The organism is Halomonas sp. DQ26W, from assembly GCF_003339685.1.
Classification (GTDB): Bacteria; Pseudomonadota; Gammaproteobacteria; order Pseudomonadales; family Halomonadaceae; genus Halomonas.
In genome coordinates this window covers 24,973-45,905 of the sequence record NZ_QPKI01000026.1, presented here as the reverse complement: position 1 = coordinate 45,905, position 20,933 = coordinate 24,973, and the positions used below count along the sequence as shown (strand labels likewise).

Here is a 20,933-nt window from a genome sequence, read left to right as displayed (position 1 = left end):
GTGAGGAAGGACCCGATGCTCAGGTGGCTCGCCATCGCCCTGCTAGTGATGCTGGCGCTGCTGCAATACCGGCTGTGGTTTGGCGACAGCGGGGTGCAGGAGTTGCGCGAGATACGCGATCGGGTCGTCGCGTTTGATGCCGACAACAAGCCGCTGCGTGATCGCAATGCGCGCCTCGGCGCCGAAGTGGTCGACCTCAAGACCGGGCTGGACGCCATCGAGGAGCGCGCGCGCAGCGATATCGGCATGGTGCGTACCGACGAGCACTTCTACTGGGTTCCGGGCGTGGTGATCGAGGACAGCCTGTTGGAAGCGAACGCCGGTCTGGTGCGCCAGCCGTCGTCCTCTGCCGGAGCCGCTGGCGATGAGTGAAACACTCTGGCTGGTGGTGCCTGCCGCGGGACAGGGGCGGCGCATGGGCGCGCAGCGACCCAAGCAGTACTTGCCCCTGGCTGACCAGCCGGTCATGGCACATACCCTGTCGCGCCTGCATCAGGCCTTTCCCACGGCGCGGCTGTGTCTTTGCCTCGACCCGGACGACGCCCTGTTTGACCCGGCCTGGGTACCCTTCGCCCATTGGCAGCGGGTCGCCGGCGGTGCCGAGCGGGCCGACTCCGTGGGTCACGCCCTGGCTGCGCTGGCTGGCCAGGCCGGCGACGAGGAGTTGGTGCTGGTGCACGATGTGGCCAGGCCCTGTGTCACCGTGGACGACCTGACACGGCTGCTCGAGGCGCTGCGCCATGATGCAGTAGGCGGCCTGCTTGCCGCCCCGGTGGCCGATACCATGAAGCGCGACGATGGTGCGGGACGAGTGGCGGCGACCGAGTCACGTCAAGGGCTATGGCATGCCATGACCCCCCAGGGTTTTCGCTATGGCCTGCTGCGCCGGGCTTTGGCGACTGCCCAGCGGCAGGGGCGGGCCGTGACCGACGAGGCTTCCGCCGTGGAAGCGCTGGGCCTGTCGCCCCGCCTGGTGGCCGGTCGGCGGGACAATATCAAGATCACCCACCCGGAAGACCTGGCGCTGGCGGCGCGAATTCTCGCGGCCCAGCACGCCGAGAGTTCGGGCAGCGCTGCCGCGTCTTGCAAGGAGAAGCGCTAGATGTTCAGAATCGGCCATGGTTTCGATGTGCACCGCTTCGGCGAAGGCGATCATTTGATGATCGGTGGCGTCGCCATCCCGTTCGACTATGGCTTCGTGGCCCACTCCGACGGCGATGTGCTGCTGCATGCCGTCTGCGACGCCCTGCTGGGCGCTTGCGCCCTGGGTGATATCGGGCGTCACTTCCCCGATACCGAGGCGACCTGGGCGGGCGCCGACAGCCGTGCCTTGCTTCGCCACGTTCTGGCACTGGTGACGGATGCCGGCTACCGGGTGGGCAACGTGGATGCCACGGTGATCGCCCAGGCGCCCAGGCTGGCGCCGCACATCGCCACCATGGTGGCGTGTATTGCCGCCGACCTCGACCTCGATCCTGGTTTGGTCAACGTCAAGGCCACCACCACGGAGCGACTGGGTTTCACGGGACGTGGCGAGGGCATTGCCGCCGAGGCGGTGGCGCTGCTATTGGCCCGTGAGGAAGCGGCCGCCACTGCAGGGGTCTCCCGATGACCCCTACTCCGACCGAAAAGGCCGAGCCCTGGCCCCGGGTACTGGATGCCGATTTCGGTCCGCCCCCTGCCGGCGACTATCGCGCCACCCCGGAAGACTTCGTGGTCGAGGAGAGCCTCGACTTCGCTCCGGAGGGGCAGGGGGAGCATCTTTGGCTGTGGATCGAGAAGCGGGGACTTACCACCCTGGAGGTGGTGCGCCACCTGGCTCGCGCCTGTGAGGTGACACAGCGGGCCGTGGGTTACTCCGGTATGAAGGATCGCATCGCCGTGACCCGGCAGTGGCTGTCGGTACACCTGCCGGGCCGTGAAGCCCCCGAAGACCTGGATGAGCGCCTGGGAACCCACGGCGTGCAGGTGCTCGAACAGGTGCGCCATCCCCGAAAGCTCAAGCGTGGTGTCCACCGCGGCAACCGCTTCTCGCTGGTCATTACCGGGGAGGCGGTGCAGGCGCCCGGTCTGGAAGCACGCTGGGAGTGGCTATGCCGACATGGTGCACCCAATGGCTTCGGCCCGCAGCGCTTCGGCCCCGAGGGCCGTAACCTGGCCCGGGCCCGGGCGGTGCTGGCCCGTGGGTGGCGCAAGCGGGACGATCGGGAAGGCATGATGCTCTCCACTGCGCGCAGCTTTCTGTTCAACGAGCTGTTGGCCATGCGGCAGCGGGATCGCAATTGGGATCGATTGCTGCAAGGGGAGGTGGCGATGCTGGATGGTACCGCCAGTCAGTTCGCTGTCGAAACCGTCGATGCGGAGCTGGCCGAGCGGGCCGCACGACTTGATCTGCATCCTAGCGGGGTGCTGTGGGGCATCGGCTCGTCGGTTACTGCCGGGGTTGCTGCGCAGTACGAGCATGCCCTGCGCGAGCGACACGCTGCGCTCTGCGATGACCTGGAACGGGCCGGTGTGAAGCTGGCCCGACGGCCCCTGCGAATGCGCCTGGGCGAGCCCCGCCTTTCTCGCGAGCCGGCCAGCCTGCGGCTGGATTTCACCTTGCCGCGCGGCAGCTTTGCCACGGCGGTACTGCGCGAGCTGATCGAACACCCGACGCTGAGCGCGCCATTGGCGCTTGCTTGAACTGAACCTGAAGCCCCTCTTGAGGGTGATGAGACATTATCGATGCGCAGACTCTTGCTATCCAATGACGACGGCGTACACGCTCCGGGACTGCGCGCCCTGTACGATGCACTGGACGCACACGCCCGCCTGCGCGTGGTGGCACCCGACCGCGACCGCAGCGGTGCCAGCAACTCCCTGACCCTGAACCGGCCGCTGTCGCTGACGGCGCTGGATAACGGCTTTCATTGCGTGGACGGCACGCCGGCTGACTGCGTCTACCTGGGCGTCAATGCGTTGTGGGACGAGAAGCCCGACCTGGTAATCTCGGGGATCAACCATGGCGGTAACCTGGGTGATGACGTGCTCTATTCAGGCACCGTGGCGGCGGCCATGGAGGGGCGCAACCTGGGTATGCCGGCCATCGCCATGTCATTGGTGGGCTCACGGTACTTCGAGACCGCCGGCAGGGTGGCAGCGAGCCTGGTCGGTGCCGCGGACCAGCTGTCGCTGCCGCCACGCAGCCTGCTCAACGTCAACGTGCCGGATCTCCCCTGGGACGAAATCCAGGGCTTTCGTGTGACCCGAATGGGCTATCGCGGGCCCGCCGAACGACCCATGGAAGTACGCGACCCACGCGGCCGGCTGCGGTACTGGATTGCAGCCGTCGGCCGGAATGCCGATGATGGGCCGGATACCGACTTTGCCGCCGTCGAGGCGGGCTATGTGTCGATCACGCCGCTGCAGACCGATCTGACGCGTCATGCGGCCATCGAAGACGTGCAAGGCTGGCTGGATGCATTTACCTGAACAACTGCCCGAGCTGCTGCGCGGGGTCGGCATGACATCGCAGCGGACCCGTGACCGCATGGCTGCACGCCTGGCCGATCAGGGTATCAAGGACGAGCGGGTACTCAAGGCCATGGCCAGTGAGCCACGCCACCTGTTTCTCGACGAGGCGCTGTCGCATCGGGCCTACGAGGACACCTCGCTGCCTATCGGCCTGGGCCAGACGCTGTCCCAGCCCTGGATGGTGGCGCGGATGACCGAGCTGGTACTGAATGAGTCGCCCCGGCGCGTGCTGGAGATCGGCACTGGCTCCGGCTACCAAACGTTGATTCTCGCGCGGTTGGTGCCGGAACTCTGGTCAGTCGAACGAATCAATGCCTTGCATCATCGTGCCGCTGAGCGGCTGCGTCTGCTCAAGGCATACAATGTTCGACTGAAGCTGGCGGACGGGGGGCACGGCTGGTCCGAGGCAGCACCCTTCGACGTCATCCTGCTCACCGCCTGTGCCCAGGAGCTGCCGCACGTGCTGGTATCCCAACTCGCCGATGACGGCGTCATGATCCTGCCGCTGGCCGATGCCGGGGGAGAGCAATGGCTGACCCGGGTGCATCGCGTCGACAACCGACATGAAGTCCAGCGACTCGAAAAGGTTCGTTTCGTGCCGCTGCTGCAAGGAGTGATTCGTTGAAGCGCCAACTCAGTGTGTTCCTCAAGGGTGCCGGCATGGGGGCCGCGGATGCGGTTCCCGGGGTGTCCGGTGGCACAATTGCCTTCGTTACCGGCATCTACGAGGAACTGATCCATACCATCAAGCAGTTTGGCCCCAGTGCCTTCGTTGCCTGGCGTCGTGGGGGTCTTGCCTTGCTGGCCACCCACCTCAACCTCACATTTGCAATTCCGCTGCTGCTGGGTATCGCCGCCAGCCTGGTCTCCGTTGCCCACTTGGTGGTGTGGCTGATGGAAGAGCACCCGTTGCTGCTGAATGGGTTTTTCTTCGGGCTGGTGGCCGCCTCGGCCATTGTGGTCAGCCGTCACCCCGCCGACTGGAAGCTGTGGCATCTGATACCCCTCGTCGCTGGGCTACTGCTGGCCCATGGCCTGCCCTCGCTGATGCCCGTCATCACGCTGCTCGGCAGCGAGGCATTGATGCTGGTCGTCGGGGGCGCCATCGCCATCAGTGCATTGCTGCTGCCCGGGGTCTCCGGCAGTTTCCTGCTCCTGACCATGGGGCTCTACGGTACCGTGATGGAAGGTATTCGCGGCTTCGACCTGGAGCTGCTTTCGATCTTTGCAGTGGGCTGTCTGATCGGCCTGTTTGGCTTCTCACGCCTTCTATCGTGGCTTCTGCGTGATCATCGCACTGCCACCATGCAACTGTTGATCGGTTTCATCGTGGGTTCGTTGCCGGTGCTCTGGCCCTGGCGGGAGCTGGTACGCTATCAGCTTGGCCCGCAAGGGCAGATGATTCCCCTCGACTATCGTTACCTGACCCCCGGAGACTACGCGAATCTGACCGGGGATGCGGGGTTGATGCTGCCGGTACTGGCCACGATGCTGGTTGGTGCCGTGCTAGTGCTGGGCCTGGCTGGCTATCATCGTGTTAGTTCTTCCGGCAAGGTGGCGGCCGGCTCTAAAACTGCGCTTGACAAGGAGGATGGCTCCAATGCGTAAGGTATTACTGGTATCCGCCGTCGCCCTTGCGATGACCGGCTGTGCCGTTCAGCAGGAGCACTCCGCTCCTCAGGTTCGCGACCTCTCCGTGAGTCGCGAACGTGTGGCTGCGAGCCAATATACCGTGGAGGCCGGTGACACGCTCTATGGTATCGCCTGGCGTCATGAGATGGATTACCGCGATCTGGCGCGCCTCAACCAGATCAGCCCGCCCTACCGGATAGAGCCCGGACAGCAGCTGCAGTTAGATGGGAGCGGTGTCGTAGGCCTCCGTGCCGATGACACGCGTGGTCAGCGTGATGTGGATGTCGCCACGGCCACCGCCTTGGGCGGTGCCGCCGCAACTGGCGATACCGACTGGCTATTGCCCGATGACGAGGCCATCGAGCGTACCCGTCGCTTGACCGTCGAGCCACTGGAGGAAGATGTAACGAGCCCTCGCCAGGCGGCGGTGGAGAGTGCCGGCCAGATCGCCGCCGCTACCCAGGCCCCTGCAGAGCGCCAGCCAGAGCAGGAGCGCGAGCCCGAACCAATGCTTGAAGCAGTCGCGGAGCCGGAAGTGGCCGAGTCGCCGGCGCCAGCGCCAGCCGTGCAGGCCGCCGCCGAACCGGATGCCGGCACCCAAGTGGCGGGTGCGCCGGAACAACAACCTGAACGTGCAGGTCGAAGTTACACCCCGGTGGAAGAGGTCGATTGGCGGTGGCCGGCCGATGGCACCCTGATCGGTCATTTCGGTGAAGGGGGAAGTATCACCGCCGGCATTGATATCGACGGGCAAAAGGGGCAACCTGTCAGAGCAGCCGGTCCGGGTATCGTGGTCTATGCGGGCAGCGGAGTGAGAGGCTACGGCAACCTCATCCTGCTCAAGCATAACGATCAATACCTAAGTGCCTACGCCCACAACGACACTCTCAGGGTAAGTGAGAACGATGTGGTCGAGGCCGGTGAAGTCATCGCCACTATGGGCGACAGCGACGCCGAAAGTGTCAGGCTGCATTTCGAGGTGCGTAAGGATGGCCAGCCTCAGGATCCCCTGAACTATCTGCCGGAGCGATAAACTTTCGTTTCGGGCCATCTACTGGGCGGCACGGCGGCGTCATCGTCGCCGTGAACCACATAACAATAGAACCTGCGTACCGAAAGATGGTGTCAGGTGCAAGCCGGCACCTCAGGACGAAACAACGGGGTAGCAACCGATGAGCATGCTTGAAAGGGACCTTCAGGACGTGAATCTAGAGGATGTCACCGAGGCCGAGCAGGAGCTCGGAGCCGATGATGAAAGTGTTGCCAGGGATGAGGAGGCGTTCGAGAAGGCTCTGAATCGCGAGGACAAGCACTATCATCATAGCCTCGATGCCACCCAGATATATCTCAACGAAATAGGCTTCTCTCCCTTGCTGACGCCGGAGGAAGAGGTCTACTTCGGCCGCCTTGCCCAGAAGGGCGATCCTGCCGGCCGATCGCGGATGATCGAATCCAACCTGCGCCTGGTGGTCAAGATCGCCCGACGCTATCTCAACCGTGGCTTGACTCTGCTCGACTTGATCGAGGAGGGCAATCTCGGCCTGATTCGTGCCGTCGAAAAATTCGATCCCGAACGTGGCTTCCGTTTCTCCACCTATGCCACCTGGTGGATTCGCCAGACCATCGAGCGGGCACTGATGAACCAGACGCGCACTATTCGCCTGCCGATCCACGTAGTCAAGGAACTCAATATCTATCTGCGGGCGGCCCGCGAGCTGACTCAGAAGCTCGACCACGAGGCCACCGCCGAGGAAATTGCCGAGCACCTCGACAAGCCGGTGGAAGCGGTCAAGAAGATGATGGGGCTCAATGAGCGCGTTTCGTCGGTGGACTATCCGATGGGCGGTGAGAGTGACAAACCCTTGATCGAGACTCTCGCCGACGACAATGACCAGGGCCCCGAGTCGAGCCTGGTCGTCGGCGACGTCAAACAGCATGTCGATGACTGGCTGGCGGAATTGACTGAAAAGCAGACTGAAGTGGTGATACGCCGCTTCGGCCTACGCGGTCACGAGGCCGCGACGCTGGAGGAGGTCGGCGATGAAATCGGCCTGACCCGTGAACGGGTACGGCAGATACAGGTGGAGGCGCTCAAGAAGCTGCGCCGGGTGCTGGAAAAACAGAACCTGTCGATGGATTCCATCTTCGAATAGTTCTTGCTCTAGGGCTTGGCAGGGCTGTCCGGCGGCCCATCCAAGCCAGTACAGTTAATAGATGCACCACAGCGGATCATCGTCGCGCCTTGTGGTATTAGGGGCGCGTCTTGTCGTCAAGGGAACCGTCGAACATGTCTCGCCCAGCCTCATCACGTTGCTTCCACAAGCGCTGGATAGCGGCGTTAGTCACTCTGTCTATGGCCGGCAGCGCACAAGGCGCCGACCTCTGGACCATTGCCCAGGATGCCCTTGAGAACGATGCCGAACTGGCCTCCGCACGCTCCGGTTATCTGGCCACCGAGGCCGCCCGGGACGTGCAGCGCGGCACTCTGTTACCGCAGATACTAGTTCGTGGAAGCGCAGTACATGAACGTGATTATAGTCCCGCTCCACCGACTCAAACCCAGCCGTTAGGCGTAATTCAACAAGACGATACCATCAATAGTGCTGCATTCACTTTTGAAGCTGAGCAGGCATTGTACAACCCGGCGAGCCATGCCCAGTTAGAGCGGGCCGAGCGTGAGATCGACCGCAATGCTTTGTCGTTGGATGTGGCCAGGCAGCAACTGCTCTTCACTGTAGCCGACGCCTATTTCGAGATTCTTCGGGCCCACGATATCCTCAGCGCCCGACGGGCACAGGAAACTGCCATCAGTCGCCAGATGGAGCAGACCCGCGAACGTTTCGAGGTAGGGCTCATCGCGATTACCGACGTACACGAGGCCCAGGCCTCCTTCGATCTGGCGCGGGCTCAGCGTATCGCGGCAGAAAGCGCCATGCAGGTCAGCTTCGAGGCGTTGGAGCGGCTGACCGGTCATCGCTATGACAGCATTGATACTCTGGATGAGGATATTCCCATCGTGCCGCCCGAGCCGGGCGATCGCGAGGACTGGGTGACGCTCGCCATGGATAACAGTCCAATGGTGCTGATGGCCCAGGCCGGTATCGAGGTGGCCAGGAGCCAGGTGGACATTTCCCGGGCCGGCCAGCGCCCGATGGTCTCGGCCTTCGCAACGTATGGCTGGTCCGACAGCGACCGCACAGGGACGAACTACAATTCCGAAAGCCAGGTGGGACTACGTGCCAGCGTTCCGCTCTATACGGGCGGATCGACCGAGGCGCAGATCCGCCAGAGCGGGTTCCTGCTCGAGGCTACCCAGTACGACTTCGAGGCGCAGCGGCGCGATACCATCCAGCAGGTACGCTCACTGTTTACCCGTGTCAACAACGATGTAGAGACCGTCGAGGCTCGCCGCCAGGCGATCATTTCCAACCAGAGCGCCCTGGAAGCGACGCGTTCGGGTTACGAGGTGGGGACACGAAATATCGTCGACGTGCTCAATGCCGAGCAGAGTCTGTTCAACGCCATCGCCGAGCATGCCGAAGCCCGCTATGACTATGTGTTGGGTTTGCTGCAGCTACAGCTGCAGGCGGGGCTGCTGGGGGCGGACTCCATCCAGGCCGTCAATGCCTGGCTCTCCGATGAGGAGAGCGTCTCTCTCGAGCTGCCGGATGAGGCCAATGACAGTCCGGTCATGAACATTGGCGAGCGCCCCCGGGCACCTTCATGAAGACCGCTAGCATGAAGTTTGACTAGAATGTTGTTGAGTCTTGGAATTATTTTCGAAGAGCCACCGGGAAATCGGTGGTTCTTTTCGTGATTATGGCAATGATATAGAAGATAATTCCGCGTTACTGCTGTTTATGCGGAGGTTCCCATGGCAAGGCCACTGGTCGCTGACATCGATCTTGACGCCCTGCGTTACAACTACTGTCTAGCTCGTGAGCTGGCGCCTCACAGCCTTGCGCTGGCGGTGATCAAGGCCGACGCCTACGGTCATGGCAGCGTGGCCTGTGCGGCGGCGCTTGAATCCTTGCCGGCCGATGTCAGGCCTCCTGCCTTTGCAGTTGCCTGCATCGAGGAGGCTGAGACACTGCGCCAGGGTCAAATCGAGACCCCCATCGTGCTGCTCGAGGGAATTTTCGAGGCGGCTGAACTGGCCCGCGTCGAAGCGCTGGACCTGTGGTTGGCGGTGCATAGCGAGTGGCAGGTCAGCGCCTTGCTGGCGCACCGCCCTGCCAGGCCGATCCCGGTTTGGCTTAAGGTCGACTCCGGCATGCATCGCCTGGGGTTCACCCCCGAGGAGGCTGTCGGTGTCTGGCAGTGCCTCGCGGGGAGCCCCGGGTGTGTCACAGCGGTGCAGCTGATGAGTCACTTCGCCACCGCCGATGCTGTCGATGCCGGTTATTTTCGTCAACAGCTCGCCTGCATGCAGCAACTGGCCAAGCGTCTCGATGCGCCCCTGTGCCTGGCCAATTCGCCGGCGACCCTGGCCTGGCCAGAAGCACATCAGGCCTGGGTGCGCCCCGGGGTCATGCTCTACGGCAGCGATCCCCTGGAAGTTCCCAGCGACGTGACTCGACGCCTGAAACCGGTGATGACGCTGCGCTCTGAGATCATTGCCATGCGCGACTTGAAGTCCGGCGAGGCGGTCGGCTATGCCGGGCGCTGGCGAGCACCGCGGCCGTCGCGTATCGCGGTGGTGGCCTGCGGTTATGGCGACGGCTACGACCGCCACGCCGTAGATGGCACGCCTGTGTTGGTGGCCGGTCAGCGAGCCACTATCGCCGGCAAGGTGTCCATGGACATGCTCACCGTGGATGTCACCGACATTCCCGAGGCCGATATCGGTAGCGAAGTGGTGCTGTGGGGGCGGGCATGCAATGGCGGGGTGCTGTCGGTGGATACGGTGGCACGCCACTGCGACACCATAAGCTATACCCTGCTTACCGGCGTGCTTCCCAGGGTGCCACGCCGTTATCGTGGCCTGGGCGGCGAGACATGCCTATGACAACAATGGCAACGTCTTACAGTCTCGACTTCAGCGGCAGAAGGGGGCGCGGTATGATGCGCCTTTTGTTCGAGTGGAGCTGGCATGTCCAAGCGTAACTGGCCTTCCTCATTTGCTCACCCGCGCTTCTGGCCGACCTGGCTGGCCATCGGCTGCATGCGAGTCGGAGCCTGGCTTCCCTGGCGGCTAAAGCTGGCTATCGGCCGCGGGCTTGGCCTGTTGGCTTGGAAGGTAGTGCCGCGCCGTCGGCATATCGTCGGCACCAACCTGCGACTCTGTTATCCCGAACTAAGCGACGCTCAGCGCGACAAGCTGGCGCTCGATACCTTCAAGGCCAACGGCATCGGCCTTCTCGAGACTGCTACCGGCTGGTGTCGCGACCCCAGGCATCTACGCCATCGGGTGACTTTCAAGGGCCAGGAGCACAGAGCCCGCCTTGAGGCCGAGGGTAAGGGCGCGCTGATCCTCGGCATACATTTCTCCACGCTTGATCTGGGTGCGGCGCTGCACTCGCTGTTCTTTCGGGCGGATGCGGTCTACCGGCCTCATGATAATCCGCTCTTCGACCGTTTCATGGGTCAGGCACGAAAGAAATATTTCGATGCGACACTGGATCGGCGTGATTTGAGAGGGGTTGTGAAACGAATCAAGTCAGGCCATGCCGTATGGTACTCTCCAGATCAAGACTTTGGTTCCAAGGCCAGCGTCTTTGCTCCCTTCTTCGGTATTGATGCCGCCACGGTCAAGCTGACAGCCAAGATTGCCCGTATGACGGGCGCGCCAGTGATACCGCTGATTTTCCATCGCAATCCTGACAATACTACTTATACTCTGGAATATTTGCCGCCGCTGGAGAACTTCCCCAGCGGCGACGAAGTGCAGGATGCAACCCAGGTGAACGCCTGCATCGAAGGCGCCATTCGCAAGCATCCCGAGCAGTACATGTGGCTGCACCGTCGTTTCAAAACCCGTCCCGCCGGGGAGCCGGGATTCTATTGAAGGAGGGTCGATGCAAGGGGATGGTCGACCGAGGATAGCTGTCGGATACACTGGATGACGTGCGGCGGTAACTAGACCATCCCAATAGTTGAGGCAAAATCACCGCCGTCATCGCGGGGGTGCTCGGTTTCACCGGCATTGCAGGTGCTGCCACCAGCATCGCCAAAATTCTGTTTTTTTCTGTCTATCTTGCTACTCATCGTGCTTTTGATTCGCGAGCGGGGTTGATTATTCCGAGTTATGCACAGATGCGGCGACTAGCGAATCTGGCAGTATCAATCGGTGCTCGCCGCTATTAAGCTTCTTATTGATAAAATCACGATCGAGATGATGCTGGGCCGCCCGGTTCAGCATCTCGATCACTCTATCAGCCTGCTGCTGTAAACTTTCTCTCTGTGCATTTTCGGCAAAGAGAGACAGCGTCTTCAGTGCCTCGAGCAGGCTCAGGCCAATCGACAAGTCCTTGTGACCGTAGCATACAATCGGCGTGATTATGCGATATAGCAGGCTATCGAAGTCTTCCGTAGGCCATGTGACGCGAAGCTTATCCTGCTCATCCACCAGTGCATTGCAGGGGGTGAAGTTGAGCCTTTGCCGCAATAAGTCTGTCAAATGGTTGATACATAACAGGGCAGTGCCGGGATCGTTCACGCCGGGTGACAGCGCCTTGATGGCGATCTCCATCAGCTGGGTCAACCCATGCACATGCGAATCTTCGATCGATTCGGCCTGCCCATGCACGATCTGCGCCAGCACTTCTCGGATCCATTCTTCGTCCGGGGGAGCCGCCGCTTCGACGCGCAGCAAGGGATAACCCTTCAGAACGAAATCGCCCAATGAAACGTTAAAATACAAGATGGCTTGTTTATGAGTGGCCAACTCGACAAGTTTCTCGAAATCCGCCCGCTGGATCGTGCCGGTCTTGTCTGAAGCGATGACAAAGTGCGTGGTAGTGGCCGGTTTGACCTGGGACAAATGCTCGAATCGTGCCGCTTGCTGGCGTGCTTTCATGCGGCTCAGTGAATGGGTTGTGGCTTGATGAAGGCTGGCGGTAACCGAATTGACTTGCACTGACTGTGAAGCCTTGTGAATAAAATAGACGAATAGCGCGAGGCAGTGAATCACCATCACTGCACCCAAGTAGGCGTGCAACGAACCCCATAAGCCTGGCGAATCGTCGCTTCCCGGCATCATCAGCAGCATCAGAACATAAAGAATGGTACCCAGGTAGTGCCCAAGTACCCATTGATGATGCCGTTTGGTTACCAGGCCGAAAACCATCTTGTGAGAAAAATTGCCGCCAGCCTGGGAGAGCACCGACATGACCATCGAGAAGCTGAAGACCATCAGCGAGACCATACCGGTGAGCAAGGTTGCTAGCAGCGTGCGGCGCGTTTCGGTGTCGGTAAAGTGCAAGAATTCGAACGTAACAGGTAATGGAATCAGCCCTTCTTCTGGCACTACCGCTGCCAATCCCAGCAAGAAATACCCCAGCGCCAGCAAGCTGGGTATGTAAGCGATGCTTTGGCGGTACGCCTTGACTATCTTTATGGGGTAGTAAAGTGCTGTGATCATCGGAAATCCTTTTCGGCGATGGGTTACGAGTCGATCTGACATTCCTCCTGGGTCAGGTCCGCTTTCAATGTACCAAAAAGCCCCGCCTTGTGTAGGGCGGGGCTTGATGGCAAGCGTATCGTGAGAGGCTTTAGGCGTCGATGCGCTTGTACTTCATGCGATGCGGTGTGTCGTTGCCGATCCGCTTGCGGTGATCCAAGTCGTAGTCGGTGTAGTTGCCCTCGAAGAAGACCACCTGGGAGTCGCCCTCGAAGGCGAGCACGTGGGTGGCGATTCGATCGAGGAACCAGCGATCGTGGGAGATCACCATGGCACAACCCGGGAAGGCGAGCAGGGCTTCCTCAAGCGCGCGCAGGGTTTCGATATCCAGGTCATTGGAGGGCTCGTCGAGCAGCAGCACGTTGGCACCCTGCTTGAGGGTCTGAGCCAGCTGCAGGCGGCCACGTTCCCCGCCGGAGAGGTCCTTGAGAAACTTCTGCTGATCGTTACCCTTGAAGTTGAAGCGACCGACGTAGGCCCGTGAGGAGACCTCGTAGCCGTTGATGTTGAGTATGTCCTGGCCGTCGGAAACCGCTTCCCATACTGTCTGCTTGTCGTCCAGTGCATCGCGCAGCTGTTCGACATAGGCGATCTCGACGGTATCGCCGACGACCACCTCGCCGCTGTCGGGCTGTTCCTTGCCTTCAATCAGCTTGAACAGAGTCGACTTGCCGGCACCGTTGCCACCGACAATGCCCACGATGGCGCCCTGGGGGACGGTAAAGGTCAGGTCCTCGTAGAGCAGCTTGTCGTCGAAGCGCTTCGAGACGCCATGAAACTCGATGACCTTGTCGCCCAGGCGTGGGCCGGGCGGAATATAGATTTCGTTGGTCTCGTTACGCTTCTGGAAATCACCCGACTGCATCTCCTCGAATCGGTTGAGGCGTGCCTTGCTCTTGGCCTGCCTGCCCTTGGCGTTGCTGCGTACCCACTCCAGTTCGTGCTTGATCGCCTTCTGGCGAGAGGCCTCCTGCTTGGCTTCCTGCTCCAGGCGCTTCTCTTTCGATTCCAGCCACTGGGAGTAGTTGCCCTCGAAGGGGATGCCCTGGCCACGGTCGAGCTCGAGAATCCAGCCGGCTACGTTGTCGAGGAAGTAACGATCGTGGGTGATGGCCACCACGGTGCCCGAATAGTCGTGCAGGAAGCGCTCCAGCCAGGCCACGGATTCCGCATCCAGGTGGTTGGTGGGCTCATCGAGCAGCAGCATGTCAGGGCTGGCCAGCAGCAGCCTGCACAGCGCTACGCGGCGGCGCTCACCACCGGAAAGGTTGCCGACACGGGCATCCCAGGGCGGCAGGCGCAGCGCTTCGGCGGCCACTTCCAGCTTGCGCTCAAGGTTGTGCGCATCGGCGGCCTCGATGATGTTCTCGAGCCGCGCCTGCTCACTGGCCAAGGCGTCGAAGTCGGCATTCGGTTCGGCATAGGCGGCGTAAACGGCATCGAGCTTGGCCTGGGCCTCCTGGATTTCCCCCAGGGCTTCCTCTACGGTCTCGCGCACGCTTTTCTCGTCGTCGAGTTCCGGTTCCTGGGGCAGATAGCCGATATTGATGCCGGGCATGGGGCGCGCTTCGCCTTCATGCTCCTTGTCGACGCCAGCCATGATGCGCAGTAGGGTCGATTTTCCCGACCCATTGAGGCCTAGCACACCGATCTTGGCGCCCGGGAAGAAGGAGAGCGAGATATCCTTGAGAATCTGTTTCTTGGGGGGTACGACCTTGCCCACCCGATTCATGGTGTAGACATATTGCGCCATGGAGTTCCACTGGGTTGAGGGTTTCAGTGGCCATGATGATAGTGGCCGGGCAGGGCAAAGGCCAGCATTGCGCCGGCCTTTGCCCTTGGGGTGTGGTCAGTTGCGAACTATTCGTCCTCTTCGTCGTGCAGCATCCAGTCGTCTTCGATGGCGCGCTTCAGCCGTCGCTCTTCCAGCAGCGCCTCGACACGGCGACGGGCGCGCAGGGTCTCATGTCGGCTGGAAGCCCGGGGGCGGGTATAATCGTCATCGTTGACGGCTTCGAGGAAATCCTGCTCATCCTCGTGAGAATCGTTGATCAGGGACTCTTGGCTCATGTGACATCCTCCATGGCCCGATGACGACCGGCTCTGCGGTCGACACATCTCAAGCATTCGCTTCGCGTCCGAAGCGACGGACCAGAAGCGTCATGGGTGCCGATACGTCGGTACCTGACGGCTATATATATCCGCCGGGCTCCAAGAGCAAGCTCTGTTCGACGTTTTTTTGGCTTGAAGGGGCTGCCTCAGGAGAGGCCGTATTCAGCCTTCAGTCGCTCGAGTTCTCGTTGGGACTCGACACGCTCGGTGACGTCCTTCTGTACGCCGATGTAGTAGGTGAGCTTGTCCTCTTCGTCATAAAGGGGCGTGATCGACAGCTCATTCCAGAATAGGGTGCCGTCCTTGCGATAGTTTCTCAGCACCTCACGGCAGGGGCGTCCCTCCTCGAGGGCCTTGCGAATGTTGACAAGGGCTGGTTGGTCTCGATCCTCGTTCTGTAGGAAGCGGCAGTCGCGATAGAGGATCTCGTCGGCACTGTAGCCAGTGAGTCGTTCGAAGCCCTTGTTGACGTAGATCAGGATGTTCTCGTCGCCCTCCTGCTCGGCGACGACGACGCCGTCCACCGAGGCATCTACGATGCGCTCGAGCAGTTCCGGGCTGATCAGTGAGGATCGTTTCATACAAGGCGTTCCTGTCTCGGGTCCTGGCTATCGGTTAGCCGATACGGCTCGTTTCGATGATATATCATGGCCAGCCAGCGGCACGTTGACAATCATTACCCGCGGTTGTCACGACACATCCGGCTGTCCCTGTTACCGGTCGACCATTCGTAGAGGCGGGACTGACTGACCTCGCGTTCAGCCATGCAGGCTCCTTGGCTGTTATTATCGGAACCATCATTGTTGCGACAGGGAGGCCGACATGTCTTGTATCCGCATCCACTACTGCACCCAGTGTCAGTGGTTGCTGCGCAGCGCCTGGCTGGCCCAGGAGCTTCTCTCCACCTTCGGCGAGGACCTCGAGGAGGTGGCGCTGGTGCCGTCCCATGGCGGTTGTTTCGAGGTGTTCTTCAACGACGAGTCGCTCTGGGAGCGCAAGCGGGACGGCGGCTTCCCCGATAGCAAAGAGCTCAAGCAGCGGGTCCGGGACCGGCTCGATCCGGGGCGCGATCTCGGGCATATCGACCGGTGAGGCCTGCCCACCCTGACCGCGATCGCCAGGCGATACTGTTCGGCCTTGGCGCCGTGGCGTTATGGTCCACGGTGGCTACGGCGTTCAAGATCGCGCTTGCCTACATGTCGCCACTGGAGCTGATCTGGCTCGCCTCACTGGTCTCCTGGGCGCTGATCGGCATTCTGATGGTACGCCAGGGCCGGCTGGGCCAGGCGCTGTCGCAGGGGTGGCGAACGGCCGCCTGGGCCGGGTTGATGAACCCGGTTGCCTATTATCTCCTGTTGTTCGGTGCCTACGACCGGCTGCCGGGCCAGGAGGCGATGGCGCTCAACTATACCTGGGCGCTGGCCATGGCCTTCCTGGCGGTGCCGATTCTCGGCCAGCGCCTGACCCGGGTCGATATCCTTGCCGGTCTGATCGCCTACGCCGGGGTCTGGGTCATCGCGACACGGGGAGCGGTCTTCGACGTCGCCTTCGCCGACCCCCTCGGCGTGGGCATGGCGCTGGCCTCGACGCTGCTGTGGGCGCTGTACTGGTTGCTGAATGCCCGCGATCATCGCCCGCCATTGGTTGCCCAATGGCAGAACTTCACGGTCGCGCTGCCGGTGCTTACCCTGCTGATGCTGCTCGGCCCCGGTTTCTCCTGGCTGGGTTGGAAGGGGTTGGCAGCGGGGGTCTATGTGGGGCTGTTCGAGATGGGCATCGCCTTCGTGCTGTGGCAACTGGCGGTACATCGGGTATCGCGTACCGCCAGGGTGTCCAACCTGATTTTCCTGTCGCCGCCGGTATCGCTGCTGCTGCTGTTCCTGGTGGTCGGTGAGCCGATCCTGCCCTCCACCCTGGTGGGGCTGACGCTGATTCTCGGTGGGCTGGGGCTCCAGCAGTGGCAGAAAAGCCCGGTGCCGGCGACGTCGTGAGAGGCTGCTTGTGCACAGGGCCTGGTCAGCCGTCGGACAAGGAACCAGCTACGCCGTTGCGCTCCAGCAGCGGCAGGAGCTCGGGCCATAAATTGTCGAGGATGATCGGTTGGGCAAGGGGCGTCGGGTGAATGCCGTCGGACTGCATCATCCCCTTCTCCAGCGCCACCCCTTCGAGCAGGAAAGGCAGCAGGGCCAGCTCGAAGGAATCGGCGAGCCGGAAGAAGACGCCGGTAAAGGCATCGCGGTAGGCCTGGCCATAGTTCGGGGGGATGTCGATGCCGAGCAGCAGCACGTCGGCACCGGCTAGGCTACTGGCCTCGATCATGGCGCCGAGATTGGCCTCCAACTGGCTCGGTGGCAGGCCTCGCAGACCGTCGTTGCCGCCCAGTGCGAGCAGAACGATGTCGGGCTCATGCTGTCCGAGTAGGTCGGGAAGTCGGCTTGCGCCGCCACTGCTCGTCTCACCGCTGATGCTGGCATTGACCACTTCCGCCTTTCCGTCGAGACGCGCTTCCAGCAGACTGACCCAACCTTCATCCTGCTCGATGCCGTACGCGGCGCTGAGGCTGTCGCCCATGACCAGCAGCGTTGGGGTATCGTCGGCAAGTGCCACCGGCGAGACAGCGAGTGCCATCAGGCCCAGCACACTGGCGCCAAGGCAGTGGCCCAACCGTCGGCCCAGGTGATTGAACAAAGACAGCAGCACAGGGATACCTCTAGTCATGTCAGACTCCTCGAGAATCAGCTCATCCACGATTCTACACGCCCGCGGCCTGGGCAAGCAGGTAACCAGCGGCGAACGACCGCTGACCATTCTGAGTGCCCTTGACCTCGAAGTGTTCCCTGGAGAAACGCTGGCGATCCTCGGAGCCAGCGGCGCCGGCAAGTCGACCCTTCTCGGGCTGTTGGCCGGGCTCGACCAGCCGACCAGTGGCGAATTGACCCTGTTCGGTGTGTCGCTGGCGAGCCTTGATGAGGATGGCCGTGCCGGCCTGCGTGCTGGCAAGGTGGGTTTCGTGTTCCAGAACTTCCAGTTGCTGCCGACCCTTACTGCGCTGGAGAACGTGCTACTGCCGCTGGAGCTGGCGCCGCTTGCCGACAGCGAGCAGCGCGGCCGCGACTGGTTGGCTAGGGTCGGCCTCGGCGAGCGGCTCAGCCACTTGCCCAAGCAGCTCTCCGGCGGCGAGCAGCAGCGCGTCGCGCTGGCCAGGGCCTTTGTCACCGAACCTCAGCTGGTCTTTGCCGACGAGCCCACCGGCAACCTCGATCATGCTACGGGCGGTCGCATCATCGACCTGCTGTTTGCCCTGAACCGCGAGGCGGGCACCACCCTAGTGCTGGTGACCCACGACTACGCTCTGGCGCGGCGCTGTGATCGCTGCATGCAACTGGAAGAGGGGCGCCTCGCGCCACTGGATCTGGACGAGGTGCAGGCATGATCGACGCCGTGGGTACTGCATCTGGGCCTGCCAAGGCGCGGCGTGGAATGGGTGCCCTGGCACTGTCATTGCGCGGTACGCGCCGCGACCTGCGTGCCGCCGACGTGCGCGCACTGTTCATCGCGCTGGCCCTGGCGGTGGCCGCCTCGACCATGATCGGTTTCTTTCTCGATCGTATGGAACGTGGCCTTGAGCGGCAGGCCGGGCAACTGCTGGGCGGTGATCTGGTACTCGAGCAGGCACGGCCGTTCGAGGATGCACTGCGCCAGATACTGCAGGAGGCCGGGCTGACCCTGAGTGAGCAGGTCGGCATGGTCTCCATGGCCAGTCATGAAGAGGCCTTCCAGCCGGCCAGCCTCAAGGTTGTCGACGACAATTATCCCCTCTACGGCGAGGTCCATGTCGACCGCGGAGCGGGTGTCGAGCGGCTTGCGCGCGGTCCGGCTCCCGGTGAGGCTTGGCTGGCGCCGCGCCTGGCACAACTGCTGGAAGTCGAGCTCGGCGATCGCGTGCAGGTAGGCCGAACTCACCTCCAGGTCACCGCCCTGGTCGAACGCGAACCGGACCAGTCTGGCGGCTTCGCCAATTTCAATCCGCGACTGATGATGCACCAAGCCGATATCGAGGCGAGCGGCCTGGTGCAGCCCGGCTCCCGCGTCGAGTTCTCGCTGCTCGCTCAGGGGGTGCCGAGTGCGGTCGATGCGGTGCTGCCGAGGTTACGCGGGCTGACTGCCGATGGCGTGGAAGTGCGTGACGTTCGGCGCGATCGACCACAGCTGGGCAATGCACTGTCGCGGGCCGAGCAGTACCTGAGCCTGGCCGGGCTCGCCGCGGTGCTGCTGGCCGGTGTGGCGGTGGCCATGGCCACGCGACGCTACGTCGAGCGGCATCTCGATACCGCGGCGCTGCTGCGCTGCTTTGGCGCCACGCAGCGTCAGCTGACCCAGCTGTTTGCCCTGCAGCTGCTGTGGCTCGGCCTGGCCGCCTCCGTGGTGGGAGCGCTGCTGGGTTTGGTCGGCCAGGCCGGGTTGCTGTGGCTGCTGACCGCCTTCCTGCCCATGGAGTTGCCACCCCCGGGGCCACTGCCGCTGCTGCTGGGCGTGTTGACGGCGCTGGCGGTGCTGGTCGGGTTCGCAGGACCCACATTGATGCGCCTCAAGCGCGTCAGCGCGCTCAAGGTGTTGCGTCGCGAGCTCGATCCGCTGCCCGCATCGGCGTGGTTGGTGGTGGGCGTGGCCAGCCTGGTTTTCGGTGGCTTGCTGTGGCTCTACTCCGGCGACCCACAGTTGGCCTTCGGCCTGCTGGTGGGCGGCCTGGTGATGCTGGTGCTGCTATGGGGGCTTGGGTGGCTGCTGCTGTCACTGGTGCTACGCCTGGTGGCACAGATGCCGTCTGCCGGTGGTGGCAAGCGTCAGGCGCTGCGCCTGGGGGCGCGCCAGCTGGCGCGGCGTCGCAGCGCCAGCCTCGGTCAACTGCTGGCCTTCTCGGTGACCTTTGCCGCCATGGCGATGATTGCCCTGGTGCGCGGCGACCTGTTGAGTACCTGGCAGGACCAGTTGCCCGAGGACACGCCGAACTACTTCGCCATCAATATCCAGCCCGGTGAGCGCGACGCCTTCATCGATACCCTGGACGATGCCGTGGACGAGCGCACCACCCTCTATCCGATGGTGCGCGGACGCATCACGGCGATCAACGACCAGGCCCCGCGTGATGCGGTGCCGGCCGATGCCCGCGGCGATGGTTCGCTGCGCCGTGAACTCAACCTCACCTGGCGCGAGACGCTGCCGGTGGGCAACCGCCTGGTGGCCGGCCAATGGTTCGACCGGTCACCCACGCTTGCCGAAGGCCGGGTGCCGATCTCGATAGAGGATGGCCTGGCCGAGCGGCTGGGGCTGGGGCTGGGCGATAGCATGTCTTTCACCATCGGTGGCGAGGTGATCGTCGGCGAAATCACCAGCCTGCGCGACCTGGACTGGGACAGCTTTCGCCCCAATTTCTTCGTGATCTTCCCGCCCGATGTGCTGGAGAGTTTCAGTCACAGCTACATCACCGCCTTCCACCTCGACCGTGAGCGTGACGATATCAGCAGGGCGCTGGTTAGCGAGTTTCCGGGCGTCTCGCTGCTCAATGTCGAAGCGATCCTCGGCCAGGTGCGCGACCTGTTGACTCAGGTGACCCGGGCAGTGGAGTTCGTGCTCGGCTTCGTGCTACTGGCCGGCGTCAGCGTGCTGTATGCGGCCCTTACCGCCAGCCGCCCGACCCGTGCTCATGAGAGCGGCCTGCTTCGCGTATTCGGCGCCGGTGACCGCCTGATTTCGCGGGTGCAGGGGGCCGAGTTCGCAATACTCGGTTTCGCCAGTGGCTTGATGGGGGCGCTGCTTGCCGAGCTGGCCGCAGCAGGGATCTATCTCGCCTGGTTCGACCTGGCGCCACGCATTCACTGGGGCCTTTGGCTGGCCTTGCCGCTGGGCGGCGCGCTGGTCATCGGTGTAATCGGCCATGCGCTGTCGCGCAGTGTGCGTCGCCAGACGCCGATGGAGAGCCTGGGCCTGCTCGGCGAAGCTTGAACGAAGGCGGCTTGCAGGCTGGCGGATTGCCGTCACGCGTTGGCCGAGC

Annotated in this window: 21 protein-coding genes and 1 pseudogene; 17 read left to right on the top strand and 5 right to left on the bottom strand. The window is 62.6% G+C overall.

Features of this window, described 5'->3' with window-relative positions:
- Positions 1-15 precede the first annotated feature (15 nt).
- The 13 genes and pseudogenes from ftsB to DU490_RS17660 all read left to right on the top strand — a co-directional run.
- On the top strand, positions 16-372 hold the full coding sequence (gene ftsB, locus DU490_RS13420) for a cell division protein FtsB (RefSeq protein WP_114574793.1): 357 nt from the start codon (positions 16-18) through the stop codon (positions 370-372).
- Positions 365-1,102 (top strand): 2-C-methyl-D-erythritol 4-phosphate cytidylyltransferase, encoded by a 738-nt coding sequence (ispD, locus tag DU490_RS13415; RefSeq protein WP_114574792.1) that lies wholly within the window; start codon positions 365-367, stop codon positions 1,100-1,102. The genes ftsB and ispD overlap by 8 nt, the downstream gene beginning before the upstream one ends.
- Positions 1,103-1,612 carry a 2-C-methyl-D-erythritol 2,4-cyclodiphosphate synthase gene (ispF, locus tag DU490_RS13410; RefSeq protein WP_114574791.1) on the top strand — a complete coding sequence of 170 codons (510 nt, stop codon included), beginning with the start codon at positions 1,103-1,105 and terminating at the stop codon, positions 1,610-1,612.
- Positions 1,609-2,685: a tRNA pseudouridine(13) synthase TruD gene (gene truD, locus DU490_RS13405; protein ID WP_114574790.1), complete on the top strand. Its 1,077-nt coding sequence runs from the start codon at positions 1,609-1,611 to the stop codon at positions 2,683-2,685. The genes ispF and truD overlap by 4 nt, the downstream gene beginning before the upstream one ends.
- 42 nt (positions 2,686-2,727) lie before the next feature.
- On the top strand, positions 2,728-3,474 hold the full coding sequence (gene surE / locus DU490_RS13400) for a 5'/3'-nucleotidase SurE (protein WP_114574789.1): 747 nt from the start codon (positions 2,728-2,730) through the stop codon (positions 3,472-3,474).
- Positions 3,461-4,141, top strand: a complete 681-nt coding sequence (locus DU490_RS13395) for a protein-L-isoaspartate(D-aspartate) O-methyltransferase (protein WP_114574788.1) — start codon at positions 3,461-3,463, stop codon at positions 4,139-4,141. Before surE ends, DU490_RS13395 begins: the two co-directional genes overlap by 14 nt.
- The gene (locus tag DU490_RS13390; RefSeq protein WP_114574787.1) at positions 4,138-5,124 is read left to right on the top strand and encodes a DUF368 domain-containing protein; all 987 of its coding nucleotides are present in this window, start codon (positions 4,138-4,140) and stop codon (positions 5,122-5,124) included. The genes DU490_RS13395 and DU490_RS13390 overlap by 4 nt, the downstream gene beginning before the upstream one ends.
- Positions 5,117-6,181 (top strand): peptidoglycan DD-metalloendopeptidase family protein, encoded by a 1,065-nt coding sequence (locus DU490_RS13385; protein ID WP_114574786.1) that lies wholly within the window; start codon positions 5,117-5,119, stop codon positions 6,179-6,181. The genes DU490_RS13390 and DU490_RS13385 overlap by 8 nt, the downstream gene beginning before the upstream one ends.
- A gap of 145 nt (positions 6,182-6,326) precedes the next feature.
- Positions 6,327-7,301, top strand: a complete 975-nt coding sequence (gene rpoS / locus DU490_RS13380; protein WP_114574807.1) for an RNA polymerase sigma factor RpoS — start codon at positions 6,327-6,329, stop codon at positions 7,299-7,301.
- 134 nt (positions 7,302-7,435) lie between these two features.
- Entirely contained in the window at positions 7,436-8,875 is a 1,440-nt protein-coding gene (locus DU490_RS13375) for a TolC family outer membrane protein (RefSeq protein WP_114574785.1), read from the top strand.
- A gap of 147 nt (positions 8,876-9,022) precedes the next feature.
- Positions 9,023-10,156, top strand: a complete 1,134-nt coding sequence (alr, locus tag DU490_RS13370; RefSeq protein ID WP_114574784.1) for an alanine racemase — start codon at positions 9,023-9,025, stop codon at positions 10,154-10,156.
- Between the two features lie 84 nt (positions 10,157-10,240).
- The gene (gene lpxL / locus DU490_RS13365) at positions 10,241-11,155 is read left to right on the top strand and encodes an LpxL/LpxP family Kdo(2)-lipid IV(A) lauroyl/palmitoleoyl acyltransferase (RefSeq protein WP_114574783.1); all 915 of its coding nucleotides are present in this window, start codon (positions 10,241-10,243) and stop codon (positions 11,153-11,155) included.
- 98 nt (positions 11,156-11,253) lie between these two features.
- Positions 11,254-11,331, top strand: a pseudogene (locus DU490_RS17660) (DUF1328 family protein); the annotation flags it as partial.
- Between the two features lie 52 nt (positions 11,332-11,383).
- Here the strand turns inward: DU490_RS17660 and DU490_RS13355 are convergent.
- The 4 genes from DU490_RS13355 to DU490_RS13340 form a co-directional block, all read right to left on the bottom strand.
- A complete protein-coding gene (locus DU490_RS13355) occupies positions 11,384-12,730 on the bottom strand; it encodes a DUF2254 domain-containing protein (protein ID WP_181870048.1) in 1,347 nt (448 codons plus the stop codon).
- Positions 12,731-12,860: 130 nt separating this feature from the next.
- Positions 12,861-14,522 carry an energy-dependent translational throttle protein EttA gene (ettA, locus tag DU490_RS13350; RefSeq protein ID WP_114574780.1) on the bottom strand — a complete coding sequence of 554 codons (1,662 nt, stop codon included), beginning with the start codon at positions 14,520-14,522 and terminating at the stop codon, positions 12,861-12,863.
- Positions 14,523-14,629: 107 nt separating this feature from the next.
- Complete coding sequence (locus tag DU490_RS13345; RefSeq protein WP_114574779.1) at positions 14,630-14,839, bottom strand: PA3496 family putative envelope integrity protein; 210 nt, start codon at positions 14,837-14,839, stop codon at positions 14,630-14,632.
- 188 nt (positions 14,840-15,027) lie between these two features.
- Positions 15,028-15,462, bottom strand: a complete 435-nt coding sequence (locus DU490_RS13340) for a PAS domain S-box protein (RefSeq protein ID WP_114574778.1) — start codon at positions 15,460-15,462, stop codon at positions 15,028-15,030.
- A 241-nt stretch (positions 15,463-15,703) separates the two neighbouring features.
- Here DU490_RS13340 and DU490_RS13335 point away from each other — a divergent pair, with 241 nt between their 5' ends.
- Together DU490_RS13335 and DU490_RS13330 are read left to right on the top strand one after the other, a co-directional pair.
- A complete protein-coding gene (locus tag DU490_RS13335; protein ID WP_114574777.1) occupies positions 15,704-15,973 on the top strand; it encodes a SelT/SelW/SelH family protein in 270 nt (89 codons plus the stop codon).
- Positions 15,970-16,872 (top strand): DMT family transporter, encoded by a 903-nt coding sequence (locus DU490_RS13330; RefSeq protein ID WP_258801660.1) that lies wholly within the window; start codon positions 15,970-15,972, stop codon positions 16,870-16,872. Before DU490_RS13335 ends, DU490_RS13330 begins: the two co-directional genes overlap by 4 nt.
- Before the next feature lie 25 nt (positions 16,873-16,897).
- Here the strand turns inward: DU490_RS13330 and DU490_RS13325 are convergent, their stop codons facing one another.
- Positions 16,898-17,509 carry an arylesterase gene (locus DU490_RS13325; protein ID WP_258801664.1) on the bottom strand — a complete coding sequence of 204 codons (612 nt, stop codon included), beginning with the start codon at positions 17,507-17,509 and terminating at the stop codon, positions 16,898-16,900.
- A gap of 88 nt (positions 17,510-17,597) precedes the next feature.
- On the opposite strand from DU490_RS13325, the gene DU490_RS13320 reads away from it, so the two are divergent.
- Together DU490_RS13320 and DU490_RS13315 are read left to right on the top strand one after the other, a co-directional pair.
- Entirely contained in the window at positions 17,598-18,314 is a 717-nt protein-coding gene (locus tag DU490_RS13320; RefSeq protein ID WP_114574775.1) for an ABC transporter ATP-binding protein, read from the top strand.
- A 47-nt stretch (positions 18,315-18,361) separates the two neighbouring features.
- Positions 18,362-20,884 (top strand): ABC transporter permease, encoded by a 2,523-nt coding sequence (locus DU490_RS13315; RefSeq protein ID WP_114574805.1) that lies wholly within the window; start codon positions 18,362-18,364, stop codon positions 20,882-20,884.
- Positions 20,885-20,933 lie beyond the last annotated feature (49 nt).

Bases quoted from the DNA above. Each gene is read 5' to 3' on its own strand.
- ftsB (WP_114574793.1), top strand. From the start codon at position 16: ATGCTCAGGTGGCTCGCCATCGCCCTGCTAGTGATGCTGGCGCTGCTG.
- ispD (WP_114574792.1), top strand. From the start codon at position 365: ATGAGTGAAACACTCTGGCTGGTGGTGCCTGCCGCGGGACAGGGGCGG.
- ispF (WP_114574791.1), top strand. From the start codon at position 1,103: ATGTTCAGAATCGGCCATGGTTTCGATGTGCACCGCTTCGGCGAAGGC.
- truD (WP_114574790.1), top strand. From the start codon at position 1,609: ATGACCCCTACTCCGACCGAAAAGGCCGAGCCCTGGCCCCGGGTACTG.
- surE (WP_114574789.1), top strand. From the start codon at position 2,728: ATGCGCAGACTCTTGCTATCCAATGACGACGGCGTACACGCTCCGGGA.
- DU490_RS13395 (WP_114574788.1), top strand. From the start codon at position 3,461: ATGCATTTACCTGAACAACTGCCCGAGCTGCTGCGCGGGGTCGGCATG.
- DU490_RS13385 (WP_114574786.1), top strand. From the start codon at position 5,117: ATGCGTAAGGTATTACTGGTATCCGCCGTCGCCCTTGCGATGACCGGC.
- rpoS (WP_114574807.1), top strand. From the start codon at position 6,327: ATGCTTGAAAGGGACCTTCAGGACGTGAATCTAGAGGATGTCACCGAG.
- DU490_RS13375 (WP_114574785.1), top strand. From the start codon at position 7,436: ATGTCTCGCCCAGCCTCATCACGTTGCTTCCACAAGCGCTGGATAGCG.
- alr (WP_114574784.1), top strand. From the start codon at position 9,023: ATGGCAAGGCCACTGGTCGCTGACATCGATCTTGACGCCCTGCGTTAC.
- lpxL (WP_114574783.1), top strand. From the start codon at position 10,241: ATGTCCAAGCGTAACTGGCCTTCCTCATTTGCTCACCCGCGCTTCTGG.
- DU490_RS13355 (WP_181870048.1), bottom strand. From the start codon at position 12,730: ATGATCACAGCACTTTACTACCCCATAAAGATAGTCAAGGCGTACCGC.
- ettA (WP_114574780.1), bottom strand. From the start codon at position 14,522: ATGGCGCAATATGTCTACACCATGAATCGGGTGGGCAAGGTCGTACCC.
- DU490_RS13345 (WP_114574779.1), bottom strand. From the start codon at position 14,839: ATGAGCCAAGAGTCCCTGATCAACGATTCTCACGAGGATGAGCAGGAT.
- DU490_RS13340 (WP_114574778.1), bottom strand. From the start codon at position 15,462: ATGAAACGATCCTCACTGATCAGCCCGGAACTGCTCGAGCGCATCGTA.
- DU490_RS13335 (WP_114574777.1), top strand. From the start codon at position 15,704: ATGTCTTGTATCCGCATCCACTACTGCACCCAGTGTCAGTGGTTGCTG.
- DU490_RS13325 (WP_258801664.1), bottom strand. From the start codon at position 17,509: ATGGCACTCGCTGTCTCGCCGGTGGCACTTGCCGACGATACCCCAACG.
- DU490_RS13320 (WP_114574775.1), top strand. From the start codon at position 17,598: ATGTCAGACTCCTCGAGAATCAGCTCATCCACGATTCTACACGCCCGC.
- DU490_RS13315 (WP_114574805.1), top strand. From the start codon at position 18,362: ATGGGTGCCCTGGCACTGTCATTGCGCGGTACGCGCCGCGACCTGCGT.